Annotated in this window: 24 protein-coding genes; 17 read left to right on the forward strand and 7 right to left on the reverse strand. The window is 64.3% G+C overall.

Annotation, left to right across the window (positions count from 1 at the left end; translation table 11 throughout):
* Complete coding sequence (locus QYL91_RS09480; RefSeq protein ID WP_302080259.1) at positions 1–852, forward strand: class 1 fructose-bisphosphatase; 852 nt, start codon at positions 1–3, stop codon at positions 850–852.
* A gap of 27 nt (positions 853–879) precedes the next feature.
* On the opposite strand, the gene QYL91_RS09485 is transcribed toward QYL91_RS09480, so the two are convergent.
* Positions 880–3,213, reverse strand: a complete 2,334-nt coding sequence (locus tag QYL91_RS09485) for a PKD domain-containing protein (protein WP_302080260.1) — start codon at positions 3,211–3,213, stop codon at positions 880–882.
* A gap of 142 nt (positions 3,214–3,355) precedes the next feature.
* Here QYL91_RS09485 and QYL91_RS09490 point away from each other — a divergent pair, with 142 nt between their 5' ends.
* Positions 3,356–3,604: a ribbon-helix-helix domain-containing protein gene (locus QYL91_RS09490; protein WP_302080261.1), complete on the forward strand. Its 249-nt coding sequence runs from the start codon at positions 3,356–3,358 to the stop codon at positions 3,602–3,604.
* A gap of 1 nt (position 3,605) precedes the next feature.
* On the opposite strand, the gene QYL91_RS09495 is transcribed toward QYL91_RS09490, so the two are convergent.
* Positions 3,606–4,004 (reverse strand): DoxX family membrane protein, encoded by a 399-nt coding sequence (locus QYL91_RS09495; RefSeq protein ID WP_302080262.1) that lies wholly within the window; start codon positions 4,002–4,004, stop codon positions 3,606–3,608.
* A gap of 153 nt (positions 4,005–4,157) precedes the next feature.
* On the opposite strand from QYL91_RS09495, the gene QYL91_RS09500 reads away from it, so the two are divergent.
* The 4 genes from QYL91_RS09500 to QYL91_RS09515 all read left to right on the forward strand — a co-directional run bounded on the left by QYL91_RS09500 (position 4,158) and on the right by QYL91_RS09515 (position 7,460).
* A complete protein-coding gene (locus QYL91_RS09500) occupies positions 4,158–4,997 on the forward strand; it encodes an HpcH/HpaI aldolase/citrate lyase family protein (RefSeq protein ID WP_302080263.1) in 840 nt (279 codons plus the stop codon).
* Between the two features lie 70 nt (positions 4,998–5,067).
* On the forward strand, positions 5,068–6,324 hold the full coding sequence (locus QYL91_RS09505) for a Glu/Leu/Phe/Val family dehydrogenase (protein ID WP_302080264.1): 1,257 nt from the start codon (positions 5,068–5,070) through the stop codon (positions 6,322–6,324).
* Between the two features lie 46 nt (positions 6,325–6,370).
* The gene (locus QYL91_RS09510; protein WP_302080265.1) at positions 6,371–6,850 is read left to right on the forward strand and encodes an SRPBCC family protein; all 480 of its coding nucleotides are present in this window, start codon (positions 6,371–6,373) and stop codon (positions 6,848–6,850) included.
* A gap of 58 nt (positions 6,851–6,908) precedes the next feature.
* A complete protein-coding gene (locus tag QYL91_RS09515) occupies positions 6,909–7,460 on the forward strand; it encodes an NAD(P)/FAD-dependent oxidoreductase (protein ID WP_302080266.1) in 552 nt (183 codons plus the stop codon).
* A gap of 5 nt (positions 7,461–7,465) precedes the next feature.
* Here the strand turns inward: QYL91_RS09515 and QYL91_RS09520 are convergent, their stop codons facing one another.
* On the reverse strand, positions 7,466–8,263 hold the full coding sequence (locus tag QYL91_RS09520; RefSeq protein WP_302080267.1) for an RIO1 family regulatory kinase/ATPase domain-containing protein: 798 nt from the start codon (positions 8,261–8,263) through the stop codon (positions 7,466–7,468).
* 104 nt (positions 8,264–8,367) lie between these two features.
* Here QYL91_RS09520 and QYL91_RS09525 point away from each other — a divergent pair, with 104 nt between their 5' ends.
* From QYL91_RS09525 to nth, 8 genes are all read left to right on the forward strand, one after another.
* Positions 8,368–9,507, forward strand: a complete 1,140-nt coding sequence (locus QYL91_RS09525) for an acyl-CoA dehydrogenase family protein (RefSeq protein ID WP_302080268.1) — start codon at positions 8,368–8,370, stop codon at positions 9,505–9,507.
* A 108-nt stretch (positions 9,508–9,615) separates the two neighbouring features.
* Positions 9,616–13,059 (forward strand): efflux RND transporter permease subunit, encoded by a 3,444-nt coding sequence (locus QYL91_RS09530; RefSeq protein ID WP_302080269.1) that lies wholly within the window; start codon positions 9,616–9,618, stop codon positions 13,057–13,059.
* Entirely contained in the window at positions 13,059–13,832 is a 774-nt protein-coding gene (locus tag QYL91_RS09535) for a TrmB family transcriptional regulator (protein ID WP_302080270.1), read from the forward strand. Before QYL91_RS09530 ends, QYL91_RS09535 begins: the two co-directional genes overlap by 1 nt.
* Positions 13,833–14,048: 216 nt before the next feature.
* The gene (locus tag QYL91_RS09540; RefSeq protein WP_302080271.1) at positions 14,049–16,913 is read left to right on the forward strand and encodes a bacterio-opsin activator domain-containing protein; all 2,865 of its coding nucleotides are present in this window, start codon (positions 14,049–14,051) and stop codon (positions 16,911–16,913) included.
* A gap of 124 nt (positions 16,914–17,037) precedes the next feature.
* Positions 17,038–17,181: a rubrerythrin-like domain-containing protein gene (locus tag QYL91_RS09545; protein WP_302080272.1), complete on the forward strand. Its 144-nt coding sequence runs from the start codon at positions 17,038–17,040 to the stop codon at positions 17,179–17,181.
* Between the two features lie 2 nt (positions 17,182–17,183).
* A complete protein-coding gene (gene gdhB / locus QYL91_RS09550; protein WP_302080273.1) occupies positions 17,184–18,488 on the forward strand; it encodes a glutamate dehydrogenase GdhB in 1,305 nt (434 codons plus the stop codon).
* A complete protein-coding gene (locus tag QYL91_RS09555) occupies positions 18,485–18,799 on the forward strand; it encodes a hypothetical protein (RefSeq protein WP_302080274.1) in 315 nt (104 codons plus the stop codon). Before gdhB ends, QYL91_RS09555 begins: the two co-directional genes overlap by 4 nt.
* A 107-nt stretch (positions 18,800–18,906) precedes the next feature.
* Positions 18,907–19,593: an endonuclease III gene (gene nth, locus QYL91_RS09560; RefSeq protein ID WP_302080275.1), complete on the forward strand. Its 687-nt coding sequence runs from the start codon at positions 18,907–18,909 to the stop codon at positions 19,591–19,593.
* Here the strand turns inward: nth and QYL91_RS09565 are convergent.
* Together QYL91_RS09565 and QYL91_RS09570 are read right to left on the reverse strand one after the other, a co-directional pair.
* Entirely contained in the window at positions 19,590–20,078 is a 489-nt protein-coding gene (locus QYL91_RS09565; protein ID WP_302080276.1) for a DUF7321 family protein, read from the reverse strand. The two genes, nth and QYL91_RS09565, sit on opposite strands and share 4 nt — an antisense overlap.
* A 61-nt stretch (positions 20,079–20,139) precedes the next feature.
* Positions 20,140–20,574, reverse strand: a complete 435-nt coding sequence (locus tag QYL91_RS09570; RefSeq protein ID WP_302080277.1) for a bis(5'-nucleosyl)-tetraphosphatase — start codon at positions 20,572–20,574, stop codon at positions 20,140–20,142.
* Between the two features lie 111 nt (positions 20,575–20,685).
* Here QYL91_RS09570 and QYL91_RS09575 point away from each other — a divergent pair, with 111 nt between their 5' ends.
* Both QYL91_RS09575 and QYL91_RS09580 read left to right on the forward strand, forming a co-directional pair.
* Positions 20,686–21,012, forward strand: a complete 327-nt coding sequence (locus QYL91_RS09575) for an uS10/mL48 family ribosomal protein (RefSeq protein WP_302080278.1) — start codon at positions 20,686–20,688, stop codon at positions 21,010–21,012.
* Positions 21,013–21,075: 63 nt separating this feature from the next.
* The gene (locus QYL91_RS09580) at positions 21,076–22,374 is read left to right on the forward strand and encodes an amidohydrolase (protein ID WP_302080279.1); all 1,299 of its coding nucleotides are present in this window, start codon (positions 21,076–21,078) and stop codon (positions 22,372–22,374) included.
* Positions 22,375–22,380: 6 nt separating this feature from the next.
* Here QYL91_RS09580 and QYL91_RS09585 read toward each other — a convergent pair whose 3' ends face one another.
* Positions 22,381–23,745, reverse strand: a complete 1,365-nt coding sequence (locus tag QYL91_RS09585; RefSeq protein ID WP_302080280.1) for a geranylgeranyl reductase family protein — start codon at positions 23,743–23,745, stop codon at positions 22,381–22,383.
* A gap of 124 nt (positions 23,746–23,869) precedes the next feature.
* Here QYL91_RS09585 and QYL91_RS09590 point away from each other — a divergent pair, with 124 nt between their 5' ends.
* Entirely contained in the window at positions 23,870–24,202 is a 333-nt protein-coding gene (locus tag QYL91_RS09590) for a 2Fe-2S iron-sulfur cluster-binding protein (protein WP_302080281.1), read from the forward strand.
* Positions 24,203–24,214: 12 nt separating this feature from the next.
* Here QYL91_RS09590 and QYL91_RS09595 read toward each other — a convergent pair whose 3' ends face one another.
* Positions 24,215–25,255, reverse strand: a complete 1,041-nt coding sequence (locus tag QYL91_RS09595; RefSeq protein ID WP_302080282.1) for an NAD(P)/FAD-dependent oxidoreductase — start codon at positions 25,253–25,255, stop codon at positions 24,215–24,217.
* Positions 25,256–25,279: the final 24 nt, after the last annotated feature.

A 25,279-nucleotide genomic window follows, 5' to 3' on the forward strand; every position in this document is an offset into this window, starting at 1 on the left:
ATGGCAGACGCTATCGAGGCCGTCTTCGAGACGGTCGTGACGACCGCCGCGGACGTTCGCGACGCACTCGCGGAGCAACGCGCCTACGCGGATGCAAAAAATCCAAGCGGTGAACAGCAACTCGCCGCGGACGTCTACGCCGACGAACTGCTCGAGGAGCGACTGCTCGCCATCGATGCTGTCGGGTCGTACGCGTCAGAAGAACGGGACAGCGTCATCGACGCCGACGACGGCGGCCAGTATCACGTCGCCTGTGACCCGCTCGATGGCTCTTCGAACCTGCAATCGAACAATGGGATGGGGACCATCGTCGGCGTCTTCGACGAGCCATTGCCCGCACCCGGGAGCGCGCTCGTCGCGTCCGGTTTCGTCCTCTATGGCCCGATTACGACGATGCTCGTCGCACACGACGGAACGGTCACCGAGTACCTGCTCGACGGCGACGAGCGCTCGGTGCTGACCGAGGACGTGACGATTCCCGACGACCCCGTCGTCTACGGGTTCGGTGGTCGCATCCCCGACTGGACCGACGCGTTTCGGGCCTACGTCGACGACATCGAGGCCGACCGGCTCAAGCTCCGCTATGGCGGTGCGATGGTCGCGGACGTGAACCAGGTCGTCACCTACGGCGGCATCTTCGGCTATCCGATGCTCGAAGACCGACCCGAGGGCAAACTCCGCCTCCAGTTCGAGGGCCATCCCATCGGCCACGTTATCGAGACGGCGGGCGGTGCCTCCTCGGACGGCGCGCAGTCGCTACTGGCTCGCGACCCCAGCGAACTCCACGAGCGGACGCCGGTGTTCGTCGGGACCGACTCGCTCGTCGACCAGCTGGAAGCGGCACTCTCCTGACGGGCGCTCGGAGCAGCCCCGTTTCGGTCAGTACCCCAGATAGATAGCCAAGCCTTTCAATAGCCCGTAGATGACCGCCGCCGGGAGGACGACGAACAGAAACACCGGCCTGAGCAGTCCCAGTGGCAGGACACCGAGCAGGCCGGCGAGTTGGCCCAGCGGGCCGTCGTCTCCACTGTCGTCCCCGGTCGGGTCGCCGACGGTGAGCGTCCCCGCCGAGGTTCCGTTGACCGAGATGGGGAACTCACCGGAGCGATTGACGAGATACTGGAGTTCGATCGGTCGCGACTCGCCGGCCGGAATCGCGCTCGTCTCGGTTACGACGACTCTGCCGTCAACCACCAGGCCGGCAGTGTAGGTCCCGGCCTCGTCACCGCGGTTCTCGACGGTTGCCGTCACCGAGAACGGTTCGTCGACATCGACCTGCTGACGCCCCAGCGATGCGTTGGTGACGACGAAGTCGGAACCGGTGTCGGCGGCCGACGACACGGTCAGCGTCCCGGCCGAGGTGCCATTGACCGAGAGGTCGAAAGTCCCCGTCTCGCTCGTCTGCGAGCGGAGCGTCATCGTCGTCGTCTCGCCAGCGCCGACCGTCGTCCTCGCCGTCGATATGACGGCCCCGTCCGTTGTCAGCCCGCCGACGAACGTCCCGGCGGTATCCCCGTTGTTCTCGACGGTGGCGGTGACCGAGAACGTCTCACCGGGCGCGACCTGCGCTGTCTCGAGTGTCGCGTCCGTGACGGCGATGTTCGAACTGGCCTGGGGATCGGTGGTGATAGCGAACCGCGAGAAGCCCGGCGTCTCCGCGCGGAACTGCTGTGTTCCGTTCGTACTGTTTCGTGGCGTCGTCGGCACGGCGTTCCAGCCGCCGTCGTGGTAACGATACAGCGAGATACTGGCCGCGGAGACGCCGAGCGTCTGGAGGTGTGTCTGTGTGACGCCAAACTGGATCGTCGCGTTCGAAATCTCCTCGTCGGGGACCGTATTGACGACGGTGAAGCCGGCCAGCGGTATCGTCCCGGTGGCTGTGGCCACGTCGCCGACGTATTCGTTGCCGCTCATCGAGAGCCCGAGGTCGAACGAGCGATTCGTCGCCAGCGTGACGGCGAGTCCGTCCAGGCTGACCGGACCGTGTGCAGCAAGCGGCGCGTCGCCGGCGAGCGTTCCGGCGGCGACCGGGCGGTCCCGTCGGGCGCTGGTGACACCGACGAACGCGTCGCTTGAATCGACACCGCCGCGGCGGTCGACCGACACTCGCGGGTCGGCACCCGCTCGGTCGCGCAGCGCCGCCTCGGAGACGTTGTTGGCGTCGCCCGACCCGCGCGTCAGGTTCAGTGTAATCGTGTCCGTGGCCGTGTTCCCGTAGGTGTCGGTGACGGTCAGTTCGACGGTGTAGTCCCCGGGCATGAAGTCGTGTGTCACCCGCGGTCCGGTCGCCGACCCGCCGTCGCCGAACGTCCAGTTGTACTGTCGGATGCCGTTCGCGTCGCTGGACTGGCTGGCGTCGAAGGCAATCGTGAGGTTCTGCGAGTTCGCCAGATCGAGTCCGGCGACGGCGCTTGGCGGAGTGAGGTCTGCGATGAATCGTCTACTCCGCCCCAGATCCCGCGTGTTCCCGGCTTCGTCTGTCATGTTGCTCAGGTACACGTCGTAGGTGCCGTCCTCTGGCGGGGTGTAGCTCATCTCCCAGGTTCTGCCACTGTCAGTCGACTCGAAGTCAGAGCGGTCGAGCCATTCGTCTTGGGGTCCCCTGACGACGAGGTAGAAGTCGCTCACTTGCTCGCGGGCGTCGAGTCGAATGGTCGCGGGCCCGCCGGTGGCGTTTGTGACCGAGAACTTGTCGACCGAGGGTGGGACGCCGTCCATCCCGGAGACGACGACGTACGGGTCGGTCGCCGAACTGTTGAGCTCGTTGCCGTTCGTATCGAGGATTGTTGCACCCGACTGGACGACGACGGTCACCTCGTCGCGGTTGAGCCGCCGCGAGAGGCGCACCGTCGCGACCGCGTCGGAGCCGGATTCCTCGACTTTCACCTCTCTGACCGAACCGTGGCTCAACAGGAAGTCCTCGGCCGAAATCGTCGACTCGTCGACGTCGTGGTTGTCGGCAATCGTCACTGCGATGGCCGTGTCGTTGATTCGGGTTCCGTTCGCCATCGTTGGCGGCGTCGTGTCAGGGCTATCGCCGTGGGCGTACTGGCCGTCGACAGCCGTTGCGCCGCCGGCGCCAGCAAACACGAGGGTACAGACCACTGCGAGTGCGGCGAGGGCTGCGAGCCGGCCGGCTGGTGAACGTACTGTCCACCGAAGAGCCGTCTTCAGACTGGAGAAGGGAGAAGACGGCTGCCGCCCGGGATTCATCAGCCCGGAGTACGTCGCGCGCACGTATAAGCGGGCGGGAAATTCCCGGCAGCCGACGGACGGGGGCGAAGGTGACACTCACCGCACACGCTGTCGGGAATGGAACGGAGCATTTACACACCCGAGTTGCCGAGAGGGGAACATGCCCACCTACGAGGTTTCGCTGCCGGACAAGATGGAGAGCAAAATCAATCGCGTCGTTCAGGAGGGTGACTTTCTGAACCGCGAACAGGCCATCGAAGAACTCCTCTCGCGTGGTATCTCCGTCTACAACACCACCGCCTCGTCGTCGGCCGACGACAGCTACGACGACCCGTTCGGCGACGAATTCGACGAGCAACACGACCCGGCGCTCCGCGACGACCAGGGCGACGAGGGCCCCACGTTCTGAATCAGGAATCGAACGCGTCGACGACGACAGCCCACGCGAGCGCGGCCAGTCCAACGTCGCGGACGAGCACGTCGAGGTAGAGCCCACCCTCGAGGACAGCGACGATGGCGAGATAGCCGACCGTCGCAGAGAGCGAGACGGCGGCGACACCGGCACCGACGACAGTCCAGCGGTCGGCGAGGATAGCCATACCGAAGCCGATTTCGAGGACGCCGTTTATCAGCATGAACACGACCGGTGAGACGACAAGCCACGGCGCCAGCCAGTCGGTGACGTAGGCCGTCCAGAGTTCGGGTGCGGCGAGTTTGTGGACGCCGGCCAAAAGGACCATCGACCCCAGACCGACGCGGGCGATTGCTGGCGGCGCGGGCACACGAGCGTCGATGTCGGCGGTATCCATCGCGCTCACGTTTGGCGTCCCTGGCAAAGCGCGTTGTGTCACGCCGCGCTGTTCGGTGGCGAACGCAATGCCGAGGGTGCCAGGACTTGCCCTGCGCCACCTCGGTCTTTGTCGACCCCCACCACTTTACCGCCGGCCCGTCCATCTCCGGCTATGCCACGGCGTAGCGTTCTCTTTACACCCGGCGACAAACCGGACAAACTCCGGACGGCCCCCGACAGCGGTGCGGACGTGGTCGTGTTCGACCTCGAAGACGGCGTCGCGCCCGCAGCGAAAGACCGCGCCCGGACGGTGGTCAACGACGTGCTGTGTGACATCGACCCCGACTGCGAGGTCTGTGTCCGGGTCAACCCGACGGGTATCGCGGCCGACGACGACCTCGGAGCGGTGCTTTCGGGTGACCCACGGCTCGACAGTGTGATGCTCCCGAAGGTCAGTGACGCCGACGACGTGGAGACGCTCGTTCGCCTACTCGCGGAACACGACGCCGACTTGCCCGTCCTCGCGCTGGTCGAATCCGCTGCCGGGGTGCTCCACGCCGAAGCCATCGCGACCGCCGACGCCACCGACGCGCTCCTGTTCGGGGCAGAGGATTACGCCGCCGACGTGGGCGCGACCCGGACAGCCGAGGGGACGGAAGTCGTCTACGCGCGCCAGCGTGTCGTCGCGGCCGCGAGCGCGGCAGGCATCGACGCCATCGATACGCTTTACACCGACTTCGAGGATGCCAAGGGACTCCGCCAGGATACCGAACGCGGCATCGAGATGGGCTACGACGGCAAGATGACGATTCATCCACAGCAGGTGACGGTCGTCAACGACGCGTTCACGCCGAGCGACGAGCGACTCGCGTGGGCCGAGCGCGTCCTCGATGCACGGGCCGACGCCGACGGCCAGGGTGTCGTCGCCGTCGACGGGGAGATGATTGATGCACCGCTCGTGGCACAGGCCGAACGCATCGTTGCCCGCGCCGAGGAAGCCGGGAAACGGTAATTCCGTTGTAGGAACCGTTCTCGTGCACGCTTGCGGTACCCTTTTGCCTCAGGTATTCTTTTGATAACACATGACAAACGAGGTGAACCCTTTCGAGAGCTTACAGGAGCAAATCGACGACGCAGCGGCGTTCCTCGACGCTCGACCCGACGAAATCGAGCGGCTCAAATATCCCGAACGGGTGCTCGAGACGAACCTTACAGTCGAACTAGACGACGGCTCGACGGAGGTGTTCCGGGCGTACCGCTCGCAGTTCAACGGCGACCGGGGGCCGTACAAGGGTGGCATTCGCTACCATCCCGGTGTCGACAGTGCGGAGGTCAAAGCACTGTCCGGGTGGATGGTGTACAAGTGCGCTGCCGTGGGGATTCCCTACGGTGGTGGCAAGGGTGGTATCGCCGTCAACCCGAACGACCTCTCTGAGTCGGAACTGGAGCGGCTGACGCGGGCGTTTGCGACGGAACTGCGGCCGTTTATCGGCGCCGACCGGGACATTCCTGCCCCCGACGTCAACACGGGCCAGCGGGAGATGAATTGGATAAAAGACACCTACGAGACCCTGGAGAACACCACCGAACCGGGCGTCATCACCGGGAAAGCAATCGAGAGCGGGGGGAGTGCCGGGCGCGTCGAGGCCACTGGCCGGTCGGTGATGCTCGTCTCCCGGGAGGCGTTTGACTATCTCGGCTGGGACATCTCCGAGGCGACAGTCGCAATCCAGGGGTACGGCAACGCCGGCTCCGTCGCCGCGGCGCTGCTCGACGACCTCGGTGCCAACATCGTCGCCGTCTCCGACTCCTCGGGTGCGATTCACAACCCCGACGGAATGGACGCCAGCGCGGTAAAGGACCACAAACTGGAGACGGGGACGGTCAGCGGGTACGAGGAAGCCACCGAGTCGATGACAAACGAGGACCTGTTGACGATGGACGTCGACTTGCTCGTCCCTGCGGCACTCGAAAACGCCATCGACGAGCGGCTGGCCCGCGAGGTCAGCGCCGATATAATTGTCGAGGCGGCCAACGGGCCACTCACCCCGAACGCAGACGAAGTCCTAGCCGACAGCGACGTCCACGTCTTCCCGGATATCCTGGCCAACGCCGGCGGTGTCACGGTCTCGTACTTCGAGTGGGTCCAGAACCGCCAGCGGTTCCACTGGACCGAACAGCGCGTCAACGACGAACTGGAGCGTATCATCACCGAGGCCTTCGAGGACCTCGTCGATGTCTACGAGTCTGCCGACGTCCCGAACTTCCGGACGGCGATGTACGTCGTCGCCATCCGGCGGGTGTTACAGTCCGCCCGCGAAAGCGGTGTCTGGGCATAGCGGACTGTCCCGGTGGAGTTTTGCCGCTCTCGTCCGTACTACGCGTATGCCCACCTACGAGCGGTCGGTTCGGGTGTTTGCACCCTTCGAGGACGTCTGGCAGTTCCACTCGACAGAGCAGGGTCTGGTCGACCTGACGCCAGGGTGGATGAACATCCGCATCGAGGACGTTCGCGGCCCCGACGGCGAACCAGAGCCCGACGTTCTCGATGCCGGTTCGGTCGTCGAGTCATCGATTCGCCCCTTCGGCGTGGGTCCCCGCCAGCAGTGGGTTTCCGACATCGTCGCCCGCGAACGGACCGGCGGGTCGGCGTACTTCCGCGACGTGATGGCCGAAGGCCCGTTCCCGGAGTGGACCCACACCCACATGTTCTACGCCGACGACGGCACGACGCTCGTCCGGGACAAGGTGGAGTACGAACTCCCGCTTGGCCCACTCGGTCGGGCCGTCGGGCCACTCGGCGTTGTCGGTCTCGACCCCATGTTCCGCTACCGCCATCGGCAGACGAAGGAACTGCTGGAGTGAGTCCCCGGTCGGTTCGTCGGGGTGCGCTCTTTTCTGTCTGGAAGCCGAATCGGAGAGTATGCCAACAGTCGCTATCGTCGGCGGCGGCCCCGCCGGTCTGAGTGCAGGCCTGTTCACAGCGAAAAACGGCCTCGATACGCTTGTCTTCGATACGGACGAGACCTGGATGCACAAGGCTCACCTGTTCAATTATCTCGGCATCGACAGCCTCGACGGAACCGAGTTCATCGAGCAGTCCCGCGAGCAGGTCGACGAGTTCGGCGTCGAGCGCCACCAGGCGGAAGTAACGGGCGTCAGCGAAGACGGCGGCGAGTTCGTGGTCACGACGGCCGACGGCGACCACACCGCAGACTACCTCGTCCTGGCGACTGGCGCAGACCGCTCGCTCGCCGAGGAACTGGGGTGTGCGCTCGACGGTGACACGGTCGACGTGGACCTCGGCATGGAGACGACTGTTACGGACGCCTACGCGACGGGCGCGATGGTCCGCGACCAGGAGTGGCAGGCTATCATCTCTGCGGGCGACGGCGGCGCGGCCGCACTGGACATTCTGAGCAAAGAGGAAGGCGAGCACTTCCACGACTTCGACACGCCGGCAGACGCCGAGTAGGACGGTTAGTTGACTATTTTCGAGATTTCGCCTTTCAGCCTGACCGTATCGAAGTCGTGGTCGGGGCGGATACTGACAAAATCGAGATAGCTGTCGGCGTTGACCAGCGTCTCGCCGTCGTAACTCTCGGCCGCCGCGTCGACGGCCGCCTTGGGTCCGATGAGCGGTTCGAGCGCGGCGAGCGCGCAGGCGATGTCGTACGCGCGCGCTTCCCTGATGCCGTCGCCGCGGACTTTCGTCGCGTCGATGAAGTACAGTTCGCCGTCGACGACGAGGACGTTCTCCGCGCGGAGGTCGCCGTGAACCAGTCCCGCCTCGTGCATCCGCGCGAGGGCATCGAAGACCGCCGGCGCGATCTCTCTGGCGGTGGCCTCGGGCACCGTATCGAGCACCTCGAAATTCGGGACGTACTCCAACACGAGCACGCCGTAACCGTCGTGTTCGAACGCACGGAGCGGTTCGGGGGCGTTGATTCCCAGTTCGCGCATCTTGCTGGTCGCATCGAGTTCGTGTTCGGCCATCTCCACCGGTGTCTCGAAGTGCTCGAAAAAGCCCTCCGACCCGCTCGAGAGAACACCGAGATTTCGACCGGTCGTCAAGAGGCCGTGGACGATGGAGTTCTGTGCGCTGATGACCTTCACGAACCACTGGTCGTTGACGACACAGGGAATCGAGAGCCAGTTGTCCGCCTCCAGCACGTCTATCGACTCGACCGACTCTCCGTACTGGGCGGCGACGTCGCTGGCGATGGCTTCAAGCGTCGACTCGTCGACACGACCACGGAGAAGACGGCGGAGGGGCATGGTGTGGCGAACGGTACCGCCGGAGTAAACGGTTTCGGCGGCCGCGTCAGTCGCCGTCCCCGGCCGCCCGCATGGTATTTGTGGCCACACGTCATAGCCGTCGTATGGACTTTCGTCTCCCCGACGAGCACCGGCTCATGCGCGACTCCATCCGGGAGTTTTGCGAGGACGAAATCGAGCCGATAGCCCAGGATATCGAGGACGAACACCGGTTTCCCGCCGAGGTGTTCGACGCGCTCGCCGACCTGGACGTGATGGGCGTTCCCGTCGACGAACAGTGGGGCGGACTGGGCGGCGACCAGTTGCTCTACGCGCTGGTGACCGAGGAACTGGGTCGGGTGTCGGGGTCGATTGGCCTCTCGTATGCCGCACACGTCTCGCTGGGGACGAAGCCAATCGAGGCCTTCGGCACCGACGAACAGAAAGAGCGTTGGCTCCGACCACTCGCCGAGGGCGCGTCACTCGGCGCGTGGGCGCTGACAGAACCCGAAAGCGGCAGTGACGCCAGCGATATGGACACCACCGCCGACCGCGACGGCGACGAGTGGGTGCTCGACGGCACCAAACAGTTCATCACGAACGCAAACGTCGCGGGGTCGATTCTGGTCAAGGCAGTCACGGACCCGACGGCGGGCTACGACGGCATCTCGACGTTCATCGTCGACCCCGACGCAGACGGCGTCGAGGTCACGACTGTCTGGGATAAGATGGGCCTGAACGCCTCGCCGACCTGCGAGTTGCAGTTCGATGACGTGCGGATTCCCGCGGACCGGCTTCTCGGTGACGAAGGGGAGGGATGGGAGCAGACGAAACAGACACTCGACGGCGGGCGCATCTCGATTGCCGCGCTCTCGGTCGGGCTGGCACAGGGCGCCTTCGAGGCGGCCCGCGACTACGCGACCGAGCGCGAACAGTTCGGCCAGCCCATCGGCAAATTCGACGCGGTCCGGGACATGATAGTCGAGATGGACCGGAAGATAGAGCGCGCGCGACTGCTGACGCACAAAGCCGCCTGCACGAAAGACCGGGGCGAAGACGTGCGCCGACTTTCCTCGCTGGCGAAACTCGACGCGAGCGAGGTTGCGCGGGAAGTCTCAGAGGACGCGGTGCAGGTGCTTGGCGGGTACGGATACACCACCGACTTCGCGCCACAGCGGTTCTACCGGGACGCCAAACTCATGGAAATCGGGGAGGGGACAAGCGAAATCCAGCGGCTCGTCCTCGGTCGCGAACTGGGACTGTAAGCGCGCTGTCGTGACGACGCCCGCTTTCCCGTTTCGGAGATTTTAATTATCTCGTCGCCCACTCCATGGTATAGCTGTTAGTATGTCCCTACAAACAAGGTGGTCACCGTGAGTCTCGCAGAGAGACTGGCGGGTCTCGTGACCGGATACTCGCGGATTGCAATCGTGGTAATGCTGCTGTTGACAGTGCTCGTCGGCGCCGGTGCGCCGATGGTCGAGAGTTCGTCGTCGCTCGACCAGTTCCAGACAGAGTCCGACGAGTCAGAGAAACTTGACTACATCCAGCAGAACTTCAGTGCCGACGACAACACCACGACAGCGCAGGTCATCGTCCGGGGCGACAACGTCCTGACGAAACAGTCGTTGCTCTCGATACTCGACTATCAGCAGCGACTCGAAGCGAACGCGACGGTAAACGAGACACTCGTCGCAAACGAGTCCTCCTCGAGTATCTCCAACGTCGTTGCGCGGACGGCAATCGTCCGCGAGGACGCAGCAGCGCTGGAACGCCGTCAGAGCGCTCTCAACGACACCTCCCAGCAGTTACGCGGTGCACTGACGACGCTGCTGCAAAACCCGAACCAGAGCGCGCAGGTCGCGTTCGACCGCGTGCAGGTGAACACGAGCGTCGAGTTCACCGAGGAGGACGCTCAGACGTTCGAGCGGGCCGCGACGGAGCTTCGACAGGCCCAGACGGAGGCGGAGCGACGCGCGGCCTACCGAACTGGGACCCGCGGTGTCCTCGCCGACCAGATTGCGGACCTCGAAGCAGAGAGTGACGACCTTCGCAGTGGACCGGCGCCGACGCTGGCCCAACAGCGGGACCAACTCGAATCGATGGACGAGAGCGAAATCGAGGAGATGGTCACCACCCTGCTGAGCGCGGACGGACAGAACGACGGCGTGCTTGGTCTGATGCCGAGTACGTACGACCCTGGCTCTGACTCTGCCTCCTCGACGATGATTCTCGTCACTCAGGAGAGCACCAGCGGGTCGACCGCGCAAGGGACCGCCGGCGACCGGATAATCGACTCCCAGCTCTCGATGCGGACCATCGGTGACGAGGCGGCGAACGGCGTGAACTTCACCGTCTTCGGTGGCGGTGTCATCTCCCACGAAATCGAATCCTCCCAGTCCGACAGCCTGACCATCGTCGGACCTCTCGCCTTGCTTTTCGTCCTTGTCGCGCTCATCGTCGCCTACCGCGACCCGGTCGACATCGTGCTGGGACTGTTCGGCATCGGCGCGGTGCTTTTGTGGACGTTTGGCTTGATGGGCTGGACGGACATCAACTTCAACCAGATTTTCGTCGCCGTGCCCGTGTTGCTCATCGGGCTGTCTATCGACTACGCGATTCACGTCTTCATGCGCCACCGCGAGGAACGACTCTCACTCTCGGGGACCGCAGCGGACGGCCGTGACCCCGATAAAGCAGGGCCCCGCGGGTCGATGAACGTCGCCCTGGCCGGCGTCGGTATCGCCCTGCTGTGGGTGACGGCGACGACGGTCATCGGCTTCCTGTCGAATCTCACCAGTCCCGTGCCGCCGATTCAGGACTTCGGTGTCGTCTCTTCGGCCGGTATCGTTGCAGCGCTGCTCATCTTCGGGATTCTCGTTCCGGCGCTGAAAATCGAGGCCGACGAACTGCTCGAATCCTACGGCTTCGACCGGAAAAAGCGCGCCTTCGGGACCGGCGGTGGCCGGTTCAGTCGCGTCCTCGCAATCGGGTCGACCGCCGCACGGAAGGCACCCTACATCGTTATCCTGCTCGTCTTGCTGGTCAGCGTCGTCGGTGCGTACGGCGGGACGCAGGTCAGCACGGCGTTCGAACAGGAGGATTTCCTCGCTGACGAACCGCCCGAGTGGATGATGGAACTGCCCGAGCCGTTCACGCCCGGCGAGTACACCGCAAAGTCAACGCTCTCCTTTGTCAACGACCGGTTCGTCCGGCAGGACTCGAACACGGAGTTACTGATAGAAGGCAACGTCACACAGGCGGACACGCTGAACAGGCTCGACTCGGCCCGGCAGAATGCGGGCGAAAAGGAGGTGACACAGACCCTCCCGAACGGCGAGCCGGCAATCGACGACCCGCTTTCTGTCATGCGGTCTGTCGCCCGGAACAACGAGTCGTTCAACGCGACGTTCAGGGCCGCAGACACCGACGGTGACGGAGTTCCCGACCAGAACATCACCACCGTCTACGACGAGCTGTTTACCGTTGCGCCCGACCAGGCCGGACGGTACATCTACCGGAGCGATGGCGAGTACCAGGCGGTGCGGATGACCGTCGCTATCACCGGTGGGTCTGCCGGGGACGACGTGACGACCCAGATGCGCGATGTCGCCTCGGGCCTGAGTGGTGACGGGCTGGAGACGACGGCGACGGGAACGGCGATTCTGAACAAAATCGTCCAGGACCAGCTGCTGGATACGGTCATCGAGAGCCTCGTCATCTCCCTTGTGGCGGTGTTCCTGTTCTTGATGGCCACCTACCGCGTCAGCGACGGCAGCGCGACACTCGGCGCGGTGACGCTGTTGCCCGTCGCCTTCTCGGTGACGTGGATTCTCGGGACCATGTACCTGCTCGATATCCCCTTCAACGTCGTCACCGGGATGATTACGAGCCTCACTATCGGGTTGGGGGTCGCCTATAGCATCCACCTCAGCGAGCGCTACACGCAGGAACTAGAGCGCACAGACAGCGTCTGGGACGCGATGGAGACGGCTGTCACCGGTACCGGTGGCGCGCTCCTTGGCAGTGCAGCGACCACCGTCGGTGGTTTCGGGGTGCTTGTCTTCGCTATCCTCCCGCCGCTCCAGCAGTTCGGCATCATCACCGGGTTGACTATCATCTACGCGTTCCTCGGGAGCGTGTTCGTCCTCCCGAGTCTGCTGGTGGTCTGGACACGGTACGTCGGGCCGGAGTGGGCCGCCGAGCAGATTGCGACCGATGGTGGCGAGTCCGCTGAGACCGTGCCGACAGCGGCCGGCGAGGACTCGACTGGCGCAATCACGAACGGTCACAGCCACGACGCCGTCGCCTCCCGGACGATAGAACATGAACACGTCAGACCCGGTCAGGCCGTCCAGGTCACGGTGACACTCGACGAGATGGACGGCCGCGTCGGACTGCGAGAGACGTTCAACGGCGCGACGGTCAGCGTCGATAGCGTCGACCCGACGCCGGCTAGCGTCACCGACTACGGCAAGTCCGTCTACGCGGTCTGGGAACTCGACGACGAGCCGGCGGAACTGACATACACCGCGACCATCCCGTCCGATGCTCCCGATGGCACGACCTACAGTTTCGGTGGCGTGCTCATGACTGGCGAGGACGATGCCGATGTCGCGGGTGAGGAACACGCGACAGTCGTCGTCGACCTCTTCGAGCGGGTCGTCGCCCGCGGGTCGGTCACCGATGACGACCTCGCCGCCGCAGAGGAACGTCTGGCGGCCGGCCAGCTCACCCAGGAGCAGTTCGAGCGCATCTATCGGACGTGGCTGGGCGAGGCGGCGACACTGGAGACACCGACGCCGGAGGACGACTGATGGACGAGGAGGAGGCTATCGACGGGCTCAAGCGACTCGGCCTGACGGCCTACGAGGCCCGGGTCTTCCTCGGGCTCCAGAAGCTCGGCAACGGGACCGCGAGCGAAGTGAGCGATGTCGCAGACGTCCCCCGGTCGCAGGTGTACGGCGCGGCCGACAGTCTGGAGGCGCGTGGACTGGTCGAGACACAGCAGTCGACGCCGACGGTGTACCGCCCGGTGTCGCTGGACCGCGCCCGGACGCGGCTGCTCGACCAGCTCGCCGAGACGGGCGCTGAGACCTTCGACTATCTCGATACCGTTCAGGGTACGAAAGTCCCCGATGACGAACGAAGCGAGGCCATCTGGCTCGTCCACGGCTCCGAGTCTATCTCCTCGCGGGCTGCAGAGCTGGTCGCGGACGGAGACAACCAGGTCTTCTATGCCCCCTCCGAGGTCGCGATGCTCGACGAGACGGCGCTCGATGCGCTGGAGGCGGCCGACGAGGCGGGCGTGTCCATCGTCGTCGCGAGCGCGAACCCGGCCGTCCGAGAGGCCGTCGCCGGTCGATTCAGCACTATCGAAATCCCACCAGAACGGGACCCGGACGTCGGGAGCGCGCGCGTCCTGCTGGTCGACGAGGATACGATGTTACTCGGTGTCTACTCGGAAGCCGGCGTCGCCGAAGACGTCGAGGAGGTCGCCTTCTGGAGTTCAGAGACGACCTTTGCGGCGGTGCTGGGTGGCTTCCTCCGCGAGTGGTTCACGGAACCGTTCGGGGCGGGCGAGAGGTAAGTCGGGCTGTCACGCGTCGACTCTCGCTCGGGCCGTCGCGCGCCGACTTTCTTCCGGGCCTGTCGGCTGTTGACTACCGAATGACTTTCTTCGCGGTGGGTTATACTATAAACCAGTCATGCAGTCGACGCTCACTCCGAGACGGTCCCAGCAGACACAGCATCGAAGTGGTGGCGACCCACCGCTGGCACGCAACATCGTCTGTGGAGCCGACCGATGAGCGGTCCAGATTCGGCGCTCGATTCCTCCAGCGTTCTTCTGGTGGGGGCGACCGATTGGCTCGCCGCCCTCGAAGCACACCTCGACGCAGAGACTAGTGGCTCTGTCCGGGCAGTTTCGACAGCGGCGGCGGGCCTGGATGTCGTCCGCGATAGCACGGTCGACTGTGTCGTCACCGAGTACACGCTTGCCGAGACGACCGGCGTCGAACTCCTTCGCGAACTTCGGACGGAGGAGTCGACGCTGCCCGTCATTCTCGCGACCGCAGACGGCGACGAACACATCGCGAGCGAGGCGGTCGCGGCTGACGTCACCGACTACATCGTGGTCGACGAGCAGAGCGACGAGACGCTCGAACGAGTCCTGCCTCGCATCGAGGACGCGCTTCGCTCTGTCCGCAGCGTCGATACCCAGCGCGAGCGAGCACGGCAGTTCGACGCGGTGTTTCACGACACACAGACCTCGATGTGGATACTCGACGCGGCTGGAACACTCGTGCGAGCGAACCAGACGGCGCGCACGATGGTCGAGGCCGACCCAACTGTCGGCGACCCGTTCTGGCAACTCTCGTGGTGGTCGCAAGCGGCGGCGACCCGGACCGACGTCCGCCAGCTCGTCGAGCAAGCGCTCGATGGCACGTTCGAGAACGCAGTCGTCTGTGACACCCTCGACCAGACCCCGCAACGCGTCATCGATTTCTCCGTTCGCCCCGTCGAAGACGAACACGGTGACCTGGAGTCGGTCGTGGTCAAAGGCGTCGACATCACGGACAGGGTCACGCTCGAACGCGACCTCCGCCAGTCCGAACGGCTCCACCGGGTCACGCTCAACAACATGACCGACACCGTCCTCATGACAGACGAGGACGGCGTGTACACCTACGTCTGTCCCAACGTCCACTTCATCTTCGGATACACTGCCGACGAGATGTACGACCAGCGGACAATCGACGAACTCCTCGGGGAGGACCTCTTCGACCGTGAGGAACTCGCGGCAAACGGCATCCTGAAAAACATCGAGTGTACGGCCACCGACAAGGCCGGCCGCGAACACACACTGTTGGTCAACGTCCGCGAGGTCGATATTCAGGACGGGACGCTCCTCTATAGCTGCCGTGACATTACGAAGCGCAAACAGCGCGAGGAGGCGCTGGCCACGCTCCAGGAACTCGCGCGTGCGTTCCTCTATGCGGGGACTCACGACGAGATTGCCCAGCAGATTGTCGACGACGCGGCGAGTGTTCTCGACCTCGATGCGAGTGCTGTCTATCTGTTCGATGCCGACACGAACGAACTCCGACCCGCCGCACACTCCCAGGCGATGCGGGACCTCCACGGACCGCTTCCGCGCGTCCACGCCGACGGGGAGACGCTTCCGGGCCATGGATTTATCTCCGGTTCGACGCTGTTTTTCGAGGATGTCCACCAGGCAGACCGACTCGACAACCGGGCGACCGACCTCAGAAGTGCGAGCTACATCCCGTTGGGGGACCACGGCGTCTTCGTTGCCGGCTCGGACCAGGTCGGGGCGTTCGACGACGTGACCAGAGAGCTTGCTGACCTGCTCGCCGCCACCGCAGAGGCGGCTCTCGACCGTGTGACGCGGGAGTCACAGCTCCGTGCCCAGGAACGGCAACTCCAGCAGCAAAACGAGCAACTCACCACGCTCAACCGCATCAACGAAACGATTCGGTCCATCGACCAGGCCATCGTCCAGGCCGAAACGCGCGACGAAATCGACCACACGGTCTGTGAACTGCTAACCAGCGACGACCGATTCAGCTTCGCCTGGATTGGGACCGTGGACCCGACGACCGAGACGCTCGACCCGCGTGCGTGGGCCGGCAAAGAGCAAGGTTATCTGGATAGCCAGCAGTTTGCCGTCGACGTGTCTGGCACCGAGCCAGCAGGCGCGACGGCGGCGACGGGCGAGGTGACGATTGTCACAAACGTCGCGGCCGACCTCCGGGAGGACTCGTGGCGGGCGGACGCGCTCACTCGTGACTTCATGTCAGTGCTGAGTATTCCGCTCGTGTACAACGACCTCACCTACGGTGTCCTGACGGTCTATGCCGACACCCGTGATGCGTTCGACGACACGGCGCGTGCCGTCCTGGCCGAACTCGGTGAGACGATTGCCGCTGCACTCAGCGCCATCGAGCGGAAGAACGCGCTTCTCACCACGTCGATGACGCGTATCGAGTTCGAGATAGACGACCCGACGTTCGTCCTCTCCCGGCTCGCGCGCGACGCCGAGTGTACGCTCTCGTATCAGGGCGGTGTGCAACAGACGACCGACGGCCGATACGTCTTCGTCACTGTCGAGGACGCGTCGGTCGAGGCCGTCGAGACAGTGGCAGGTGGACTCGCCGGTATCGACGATGTGCGACAGATTAGCGTCGACGGTGACGGCGGCGTCTTGCGGCTGGGACTGACTCAGCCGTTTCTCGCGCTGGAGCTTGCCGATCACGGTGCAATCTTCCGTGAGGCGACCGCCGACCCGACGACGACGCGGCTCACCATCGACGTCCCGGACAGCATCGACGTGCGCACCATCACCCAACTGGTGGGGGAAACGTTCGCCGATGCAAAACTCCAGAGCAAGCAGACGCTCGACCAGACCGCGGAACACGACATCTACGCGGAGTTTCTCGCAGACCTCACCGACCGACAACTCGAAGTCGTGCAGACGGCCTACTACGGCGGTTTCTTCGAGTCGCCACGTGACAGCACGGGCGAAGACATCGCGACGATGCTGGACATCTCTCCGCCGGCGTTTTACCAGCATATCCGGACGGTTCAGCGAAAGCTGTTCACGGCGCTGTTCGAGGAACGAATCACGTCGACTGCCGACTCGCCGTAGTAGGGTTCAATAATAAACGATACACTCTCTGGACGCCTTGATGATAAACGTCTAGATACTCCCTTGTACATCCGGTAGTAACGGCCGAGTGCCCTGCCTCGCCGTCGGGCACTTGTGAGTCCTCATGAGAGATGTCACGCAAACCCCGGACGAGGAAACGCCATACGAGTGCTTCGATTGCGGGAACGTCGTCTTCGCAGAGGACAATCCCGAGCCCTGCTCCAACTGTGGGAGCGAGATGCGAAACCGACAAACACCGATCGAGTGACGATGACACCCGATTCATCGGTCACGCTCGACGAGCAGACAGCGGCGGATACACAGTCGTCGGGTCCGGAGTCGGCGGTCGAAACGGCCCGCCGTCAGCTAGTGGACGCCGCTGCGTATCTCGACATCGACCCCAATATCGTCGAGCGACTCAAGCATCCCACGAAAGTCCAGGAGGTCACGGTCCCCGTCGAACTCGACGACGGGACCGTCAAGGTGTTCACCGGCTACCGCGCTCAACACGACAGCGTCCGCGGCCCGTACAAGGGCGGACTCCGCTACCAACCCGAGGTGACGCGCGACGAGTGTGTCGGGTTGAGTATGTGGATGACCTGGAAGTGCGCGGTCATGGACCTCCCCTTCGGCGGTGCAAAAGGCGGCATCGCCGCCGACCCCAAGCGTCTCAGCGAGGGCGAACGGGAGCGACTCACGCGGCGGTTCGCCGAGGAGATTCGCCACGTCATCGGCCCGACCAGGGACATTCCGGCCCCCGACATGGGGACCGACCCGCAGACGATGGCCTGGCTCATGGACGCCTACTCGATGCAGGAAGGCGAAACCATTCCCGGCGTCGTGACCGGGAAACCACCAATCGTCGGTGGGAGCGAAGGACGCGAAGCCGCCCCCGGACGCAGCGTGGCCATCATCGCCCGCGAGGTCGTCGACTACTATTCGCGTGACCTCACGGACACGACCGTCGCTATCCAGGGATACGGCAGCGTCGGTGCGAACGCGGCCCGACTGCTCGACGACTGGGGCGCGACCGTCGTCGCAGTCAGTGACGTCACTGGTGCCATCTACGACCCCGCTGGCCTCGACCCTCATTCGATTCCATCACACGACGAAGAGCCCCAAGCAGTGATGAGCCAGGACGTCCCCGAGACGTACACCAACGACGAACTGCTCGAACTCGACGTCGACGTCCTCATCCCGGCCGCAATCGGGAACGTCCTCACAGAAGACAATGCTGGTCCTGTCGCGGCTGACATCATCATCGAGGGCGCGAACGGACCGGTAACGTCTGCTGCCGACGAGATTTTCGCCGACCGCGGGATTCCCGTCATCCCGGACATCCTCGCAAACGCCGGGGGTGTCACGGTTTCGTACTTCGAGTGGCTGCAGGACATCAACCGCCGGTCCTGGTCGCTCGAACGCGTCAACGACGAACTCGAAACCGAGATGCTGACCGCCTGGGGCGACGTTTGCGACGAGTACGAAACCCGCGACGTGACGTGGCGGGACGCGGCGTACATCGTCGCACTCTCCCGGATTACCGAGGCTCACGAAGCACGGGGGTTGTGGCCATGAGCGACCAGCCGCCCCTCCAATATGAGCTCTCCGGGAAACGGAGTCCTGTCAGACACATCAGGGACCCAGACCCGTCGGTCTGTTTCCGGTCTGTCACCCGAATCTGGCACTTCCCGGACGGGGCCGTCCTTCTGGAACTGGCCGACCGGCGCGACTGCCTGCTCTCCAACATCGACCGGGTCGACGTTCAGGCGGCGGAAACCCATGACGTTTCGGGGGCGCTGGTGCTCGATACGCAGACGACAGTCCGGGTGACCGACGAGCAGGACACTCGAACCATCTCCGAAGTCGACCACCGACTCGTCCTCTAGTTCTACTGGCGAAACGCCGGTCCCGACGACCGGACGCGACCTGTCCCCGCTGGTGGCTGACCGGCCCGAAGCGAACACCTGAAACCCACTCCGGCATACGGTGTCGTATGGGCACGCCGCTGCCGTCGCGTGAGGAACAGACCGTCGAAGTCATCGAGCGACTCCACGAGGAGTACCCCGACACCACGATATCGCTGAACTTCTCGACGCGACTCGAACTGCTGGTCGCCGTCATTCTGTCCGCCCAGTGTACCGACGAGCGGGTCAACAAGGAGACTGCGGACCTCTTCGAGAAGTACCAGTCCGTCGAAGACTTCGCCGAGGCCGACCAGGACGAACTCGCCGAGGACCTCAACTCGATTACCTACTACAACAACAAGGCCGGCTACATCCGGGAGGCGGCCCAGAAAATCCGCGACGAACACGACGGCGACGTGCCGGATACGATGAGCGAGTTGACCGACTTGCCCGGCGTCGGCCGAAAGACCGCAAACGTCGTCCTCCAGCACGGCCACGACGTCGTCGAGGGCATCGTCGTCGACACGCACGTCCAGCGACTCACGCGACGGCTCGGTATCACCGAGGAACAACGGCCCGAAGCCATCGAGAGCGATCTGATGGGGCTTGTCCCCGACGCCGAGTGGCAGGCGATTACCCACCTCTTTATCAGTCACGGGCGCGCGGACTGCTCGGCCCGCAACCCCGACTGTGAGGCGTGTGTGTTGGCAGACATCTGTCCGTCAGAGAAAGGCGACAGCGACGTGGACCTGGCCAGTGGCGAGGCGTGGGACTAGATGACGTAGATAGAGACGTACCGGGCGACGCCCACCAGATACGCGAGAATCCAGAAGAAGACGTAGCCGAAGACGCCGATGCGGAGGCGACTCCGCCAGTGGTCGAAGTTCTCCGAGCCGATTTCGTCGAGAATCACGTCCTCGTCGTACTCGTTGTAGAGGTCGTGGCGACGCTTCGCGCGGAAGATGCGGACGATACCCGTCCCGGCGAAAACGAGCATGGCGTACGCCTGTAATCCGAGAAAGGCGTGGACGAGCGCTGCGCCGGTGTACTGCTCGAACAGGCGTGGGAGCATCCAGAACAGCAGCGGTACCGTCGTCAGCGCCAGCCCCGTGATGATGAATTTGAGGTGGTGCATCAGGACGTCCCACGTCACGGGGTCCTGTTCGATGATGTAGTACGCTCCGTAGAGAAAGCAGGGGAAACTGAGGGTGACAGCGACGAAGACGACGGTCGCTATCGCTCCGTCCGACAGGAAAGCCATTGGCGGTTGTTAGGGGCGAACCCGCTTTAGCGTGCCGGACTGGCGCCGTTGTGTGGCTGCCCTACTCTTCTGTCTCCTCTAATTTCTCGTCTAGGAACTCGTGGGCGTCTTCGAGTATCTCACGCGGCCCGTCCTGTGTGACGGTGTTTATCGCCTGGTCGTAGTCGCGCCACTGCATGTCCCGGTGCTCGTCGGAGAGTTGTGCCGACGCCTCGTAGGACTTGGCGACGAACAGGTGGACGGTTTTGTGGATTGTGTTGCCGTTCGCTTCGAACACGTAGTCGTAGTCTTTGCGAAAGCCATCTAGCAGCCGGAAATCGCTGATTCCGGCTTCCTCTTTCACTTCACGGATTGCGGTCTGCTGGAGTTCCTCCTCGCCTTCGACCCCGCCTTTGGGAAATTCCCAGTCGCCGGGGCGGCTCTTGAGGAGCAGGTACTCCCGCCGACCACGAGTATCCCGAAAGAGGATGGCTCCCGCGCTCGTGGCCTCTATCATTACCCGTATGTATTTGGCCCGGCGTTAAGTGCATATCGGAGAGCAGATTGGTGACAACCTACCCGGCAGCGAAGCGAATGGGTTTTGAGCACCGGCAGTCCACATGTGTGTATGCCCTTCGTGACGAAACTGCGACTCCAGAGCGGCGACGTGAACGCGCTCGACCGCGTCGTCACCGACATCAAGGAGACCGCAGAGCGAAAGGGGGCCGAGCTCAAGGGGCCACACCCGAAGCCGCCCGACCACTATCGCGTCCCCCAGCACAAACGCGTCGACGGCGGCGACACCTTTGCACCGTGGGACTACACTGTCTACACTCGCACCATCGAAATCGTCGGTCACGACGAGTTCGCCCGTGACGTGACTGAGCGCTCCTACCCCGACAGCGTCTACGTCTCCGCGGAGATAGAACAGCTCCGCCAGGCCGGCAACAACTGATTTCGGCGGCCGACGGCGCCGCCATCGTGAGCCTTCTTTACGCCTCGTCGCTACGACTCCAGTATGAGCGTTGGCACCCGGTATCACGACTGGCTGGTCGAGTTGCGTCGCGACCTCCACCAGCGACCCGAACCCGCCTGGCGGGAGTTTTACACCACCGCACGTATCGTCGACGAAATCGAGGCCATCGGCGTCGACGAGCTGTACGTCGGGCCGGAGATGCTGGCCAGCGACGCCCGACTCGCCGTGCCCGACGACGCGGCCCTCGAAGACTGGGCCGACCGGGCGCGCGCGGCCGGTGTAGACGACGACCTGCTCGACCGGATGGCCGGCGGTCACACCGGCGCGATTGCGGTCCTCGACCGCGGAGAGGGGCCGACGGTCGCACTCCGAGTCGACATCGACGGGCTGGTACGCGAAGAGAGTACGAGCGACACTCACCACCCGGCCGCGGAGGGCTTTCGCTCGCGAAACGAGGGCGCCATGCACGCGTGTGGACACGACGCCCACGCCGCAATCGGGTTGGGCGTGTTGCGCGCGCTCGCGGAAAGTGACTTTTCGGGGACGTTCAAGCTCATCGCCCAGCCGGCTGAGGAACAGATTGGGGGCGGGAAAGCAATCGCTGAAAGTGGTCATCTCGACGATGTCGACACGCTGCTCGCAGTCCACGTCGGGCTGGACCACCCGACCGGCGAAGTCGTCGCCGGCGTCGACGGCTTCCTCGCGGTGCGTCACCTCGACGCGACGTTTTCCGGGGAGGGCGCCCACGCCGGCGGGCATCCAGGGCAGGGGCGCAACGCGGTCCAGGCGATGGCGACTGCCGTCCAGAACCTCTACGCGATTCCACGCCACGGAGACGGTTCGACCCGGGTCAACGCGGGCCGTGTCGGCGGCGGGACGGCGTCGAACATCGTCCCGGAATCGGCCTTCATCGAGGGGGAAGTCCGCGGCGAGACCACCGAACTGATGGAGTATATGTGGGACGAAGCGAACCGCGTCATCGAACACGCTGCCGAGATGCACGACTGTGCGTACACGATTACACGCGGGGGCGAGGCACCCAGTGCGACCAGCGACGTGGCCGTCGTCGACCGGGTCGCGACGGCCGCGCGCGACGTTGCGGGCGTCGACACCGTCCGGCGACGCGACGACCTGGGTGGCAGCGAGGACGCGACGTTTCTCATGCGGCGGGTCCAGGAGCGGGGCGGCGAGGCCGGCTACGTCTGTATCGGGACCGACCACCCCGGCGGCCACCACACCGCGACCTTCGACGTGGACGAGCGCTCGCTCCCGATTGGTGTCGACGTGCTCTCGAACGCGGTGCTGTCGGCGTTTGCAGACGGTCGTACAAACGGGAAATAAACGGGGTCAGTACTTCGGCTCTGCGCCGGTGACGTCGTAGACGTCTTCCATGAGGTCATCGCGCTGGCGCCGCCAGCGGTCGAACCCGTCGGGACTGGAGGGGTACTGCTCGTAGTGTTCGAGGAGGTCGTCGGCGGCGGCTTTGGTCTGATAGAGGTCGTAGATGGTCTCCCAGTGGCCGAAGCTTTTCGCCGCGGTCTTGAGTTTCAGCCACGGGCCGACGCTGGTCGACCCCTCGTAGAGCGCCTCCGAGAGTTTCTTCACTGGGAGTGCTGCGAGCAGGCCCATCAGGTCGTCGACGTCGGTCGCCGTCGCGAAGATGTTGTACACGTCGAGTGCCGCGTATCGGCCGCCGAAGTGGTCCATCACGCGCTCGTTGTACTCCCAGAGACGCTGTTCGCTCACGTCGTCGTGTGCGAGCGCATCGATGATTGCCTCGCCGGCGTACTGACCGGCGTAGGCCGCGCCCGCGATGCCACCGCCCGTCGTCGGATTGACGTGGCCGGCGGCGTCGCCGATGGCCACATAGCCCGGCGCGACCGCGGAGTCGTAGGGACGGCGAGTGGGGAGGGCAGCACCGAGTTTGTCGTCGACGGTCGCACCCTCGAACTCGGGGCGTTCCTGGAGGTCCTCTTTCAGGTCTTCGACCAGTTGCATCGGCTCTTCGGTCATCTGGAAGCCGAGGCCGACGTTGATTTCGGTCTCCGTGCGCGGGAAGTACCACAGATAGCCCGCCGCACGCTCGGTCGGCTTGAACACCAGCGCGTCAGACCAGTCGACCGGTTCGTCGACGGTGACAATCTCTCGATAGGCCGAGCAGAACTGCGAGTAAGTGACGTTCGTGTCGAACGTCGCATCGTCGAAATCGACCTTGTCCTGAAGCAGTGAGAGCGCGCCCGCAGCGTCGATGACGAGGTCGGCATCGTACTCGACGGGGTCGCCCTTTCGAATTGCCTCCAGGCCCTCCACTTTGCCGTTCTGGATGACGTCTTTGACGACCGTATCGTAGTGGATGGTCGCACCGGCCGACTCGGCGCCGTCGATGAGACGGCGGCCGTACTCCCAGCGGTCGATGACCGCGAGTTCACCGGGGACTGGAATGTCGACCTCGGTGTCGAGCTGGGGAATTTCGAACCGGCCGTGGTCTACGTCGGTGTTCGTGAAGGCGGGTTCAATCTGGGATTTCGGAATCGCATCCGGGAACTCGCTGGCTCCCTTCAGCGCGTCACCGCAGGCGATGTGTCCGGCTTCTTCCTCGTCCTTTCGCTCGGCGATGACGACGTCGTAGCCGGCGTCGGCGATGGTCGCCGCCGCGTAACAGCCGGACGTTCCGGCACCGACAATGGCGACGTCGACCTCGTGGGTTGTCATGCACGCTCGTCCACGCCGGAGCGCAAAAACTCTTTACTCTGGTCACGACAGAGAGTCGATACCGCCCTCGCTGTCACGACGAACGGTATAAAGAACTTTGTCGGGTGTGCTCGTACCGGTGGCTATGACCGACTACACCGTCGAGTTCGTGGGGACGGGTGAGACCATTGCTGTCTCCGATACGGAGACTATCCTCAGTCGCTGCATCGAGGAGGGCATCGCACAGGAGTACTCCTGTCGCGTGGGGATGTGTCTGGCCTGTTCTGCGAAGATTGTCGAAGGCGAGGTCACCCAGCCCGCCGCCCGCGGGCTCACCGACGAGGAACGCGAATCCTACGCGTTGACTTGTATGGCCCGCCCACAATCGGACCTGCAACTCGACCGCGGCAAGTACCCGCCGAGCATCGAAGCCGACGCGACAGTCGAGGGAAGCGACACCGCTACTGCGGACGACTAGGACTGTCCCGCGTCAGTCGTCGGCCGTTTCTGGCTGTTTCGTGCTGACGTTCGACTCGTGTGCACGGGCGCGCTCGCGTTGGCGCTGTGAGATTGCTGGGACCTCGTCGGGCGAAATCTCGCCGTGGTCGTCCAGTTCTTCGAGGGACATCGGATACGTGCGCAGTCCGTAGTGGACGTCGATGCCCGCACGGGCACCCTGACCCATCGCGACGGGGACCTGGTTGTGGCCGGGGACCACGTCGCCGACGGCCCAGACACCGTCGACGCTGGTCGCGCCGTGGTCGTCGACGGCGATGGTCCCGTCGTCGTTGATGTCACAGTCCAGTTGCTCGGCGAGATTCGTGTTGTACTTCGAGCCGTACATCGCGAAGCCGCCGCGGTACTCGCGGCGAGTCCCGTCTTCGAACGTCATGGCCTCGAGCCAGCCGTCCTCGCCGTTCTCGACGCCAGTGACCTCTTCCTCGACGATGTCGACCGGGTGTGCCCGGACCTGCGTGTCTGTCTCCTCGTCCCAGGTTGGCTCGTCGCCGTTCAACAGGATGTCCACCTCGTCGGTGAAGTTCAGCATAATCATCGCGACGTGGGCGGCGCTGGCGTCGTGTCCCATCACGTACACCGACGCGTCGACGAACATGTAGGCATCACAGTGCAGACAGTAATGGAGTCCGCGGGCAGTTCGGGGGGCCGGCGGGTCGGGGCGCCCGTCGGAGAAGCCCGTCGCCAGGACGACGCTGTCGGCGAGGATGGTGACATCGCCACCCTCGAGTCGGAACTGGCCATCGTCGGTCCGTGCTGCGTCGGTGACGAAATCACGGTAGTGGTCGGCGCCGTAGCTTTTGACCTGCTCGAGTCCGGCCTGGAGGAATTCCTTCCCCGAGGTGTCCTCGGTGACACCGATGACGTTGTGGGTGTCTGCCATCATCGCCGCCCGTCCACCGCCGCGGTCGACGAGTGCCGTCTCGTGTCCGAGCCGAGTCGTGTACAGCGCTGCAGTCAACCCGGCCGGACCACCACCGACAACCGCTACTTCGTAGGTTTCGACCTCGCTCATTCTGGTTTATCGTATGGGTCCCGT

This window comes from Salinibaculum rarum, assembly GCF_030505615.1.
Lineage (GTDB): Archaea > Halobacteriota > Halobacteria > Halobacteriales > Haloarculaceae > Salinibaculum > Salinibaculum rarum.

What these genes read in the sequence shown, in the direction of transcription:
- QYL91_RS09510 (WP_302080265.1), top strand. Translation starts at nt 6,371, where the DNA reads ATGCCCACCTACGAGCGGTCGGTTCGGGTGTTTGCACCCTTCGAGGAC.
- QYL91_RS09595 (WP_302080282.1), bottom strand. Translation starts at nt 25,255, where the DNA reads ATGAGCGAGGTCGAAACCTACGAAGTAGCGGTTGTCGGTGGTGGTCCG.
- QYL91_RS09525 (WP_302080268.1), top strand. Translation starts at nt 8,368, where the DNA reads ATGGACTTTCGTCTCCCCGACGAGCACCGGCTCATGCGCGACTCCATC.
- QYL91_RS09505 (WP_302080264.1), top strand. Translation starts at nt 5,068, where the DNA reads ATGACAAACGAGGTGAACCCTTTCGAGAGCTTACAGGAGCAAATCGAC.
- QYL91_RS09575 (WP_302080278.1), top strand. Translation starts at nt 20,686, where the DNA reads ATGCCCTTCGTGACGAAACTGCGACTCCAGAGCGGCGACGTGAACGCG.
- QYL91_RS09540 (WP_302080271.1), top strand. Translation starts at nt 14,049, where the DNA reads ATGAGCGGTCCAGATTCGGCGCTCGATTCCTCCAGCGTTCTTCTGGTG.
- QYL91_RS09555 (WP_302080274.1), top strand. Translation starts at nt 18,485, where the DNA reads ATGAGCGACCAGCCGCCCCTCCAATATGAGCTCTCCGGGAAACGGAGT.
- gdhB (WP_302080273.1), top strand. Translation starts at nt 17,184, where the DNA reads ATGACACCCGATTCATCGGTCACGCTCGACGAGCAGACAGCGGCGGAT.
- QYL91_RS09585 (WP_302080280.1), bottom strand. Translation starts at nt 23,745, where the DNA reads ATGACAACCCACGAGGTCGACGTCGCCATTGTCGGTGCCGGAACGTCC.
- QYL91_RS09485 (WP_302080260.1), bottom strand. Translation starts at nt 3,213, where the DNA reads ATGAATCCCGGGCGGCAGCCGTCTTCTCCCTTCTCCAGTCTGAAGACG.
- QYL91_RS09515 (WP_302080266.1), top strand. Translation starts at nt 6,909, where the DNA reads ATGCCAACAGTCGCTATCGTCGGCGGCGGCCCCGCCGGTCTGAGTGCA.
- QYL91_RS09570 (WP_302080277.1), bottom strand. Translation starts at nt 20,574, where the DNA reads ATGATAGAGGCCACGAGCGCGGGAGCCATCCTCTTTCGGGATACTCGT.
- QYL91_RS09495 (WP_302080262.1), bottom strand. Translation starts at nt 4,004, where the DNA reads ATGGATACCGCCGACATCGACGCTCGTGTGCCCGCGCCGCCAGCAATC.
- nth (WP_302080275.1), top strand. Translation starts at nt 18,907, where the DNA reads ATGGGCACGCCGCTGCCGTCGCGTGAGGAACAGACCGTCGAAGTCATC.
- QYL91_RS09490 (WP_302080261.1), top strand. Translation starts at nt 3,356, where the DNA reads ATGCCCACCTACGAGGTTTCGCTGCCGGACAAGATGGAGAGCAAAATC.
- QYL91_RS09545 (WP_302080272.1), top strand. Translation starts at nt 17,038, where the DNA reads ATGAGAGATGTCACGCAAACCCCGGACGAGGAAACGCCATACGAGTGC.
- QYL91_RS09565 (WP_302080276.1), bottom strand. Translation starts at nt 20,078, where the DNA reads ATGGCTTTCCTGTCGGACGGAGCGATAGCGACCGTCGTCTTCGTCGCT.
- QYL91_RS09520 (WP_302080267.1), bottom strand. Translation starts at nt 8,263, where the DNA reads ATGCCCCTCCGCCGTCTTCTCCGTGGTCGTGTCGACGAGTCGACGCTT.
- QYL91_RS09580 (WP_302080279.1), top strand. Translation starts at nt 21,076, where the DNA reads ATGAGCGTTGGCACCCGGTATCACGACTGGCTGGTCGAGTTGCGTCGC.
- QYL91_RS09500 (WP_302080263.1), top strand. Translation starts at nt 4,158, where the DNA reads ATGCCACGGCGTAGCGTTCTCTTTACACCCGGCGACAAACCGGACAAA.
- QYL91_RS09480 (WP_302080259.1), top strand. Translation starts at nt 1, where the DNA reads ATGGCAGACGCTATCGAGGCCGTCTTCGAGACGGTCGTGACGACCGCC.
- QYL91_RS09590 (WP_302080281.1), top strand. Translation starts at nt 23,870, where the DNA reads ATGACCGACTACACCGTCGAGTTCGTGGGGACGGGTGAGACCATTGCT.
- QYL91_RS09535 (WP_302080270.1), top strand. Translation starts at nt 13,059, where the DNA reads ATGGACGAGGAGGAGGCTATCGACGGGCTCAAGCGACTCGGCCTGACG.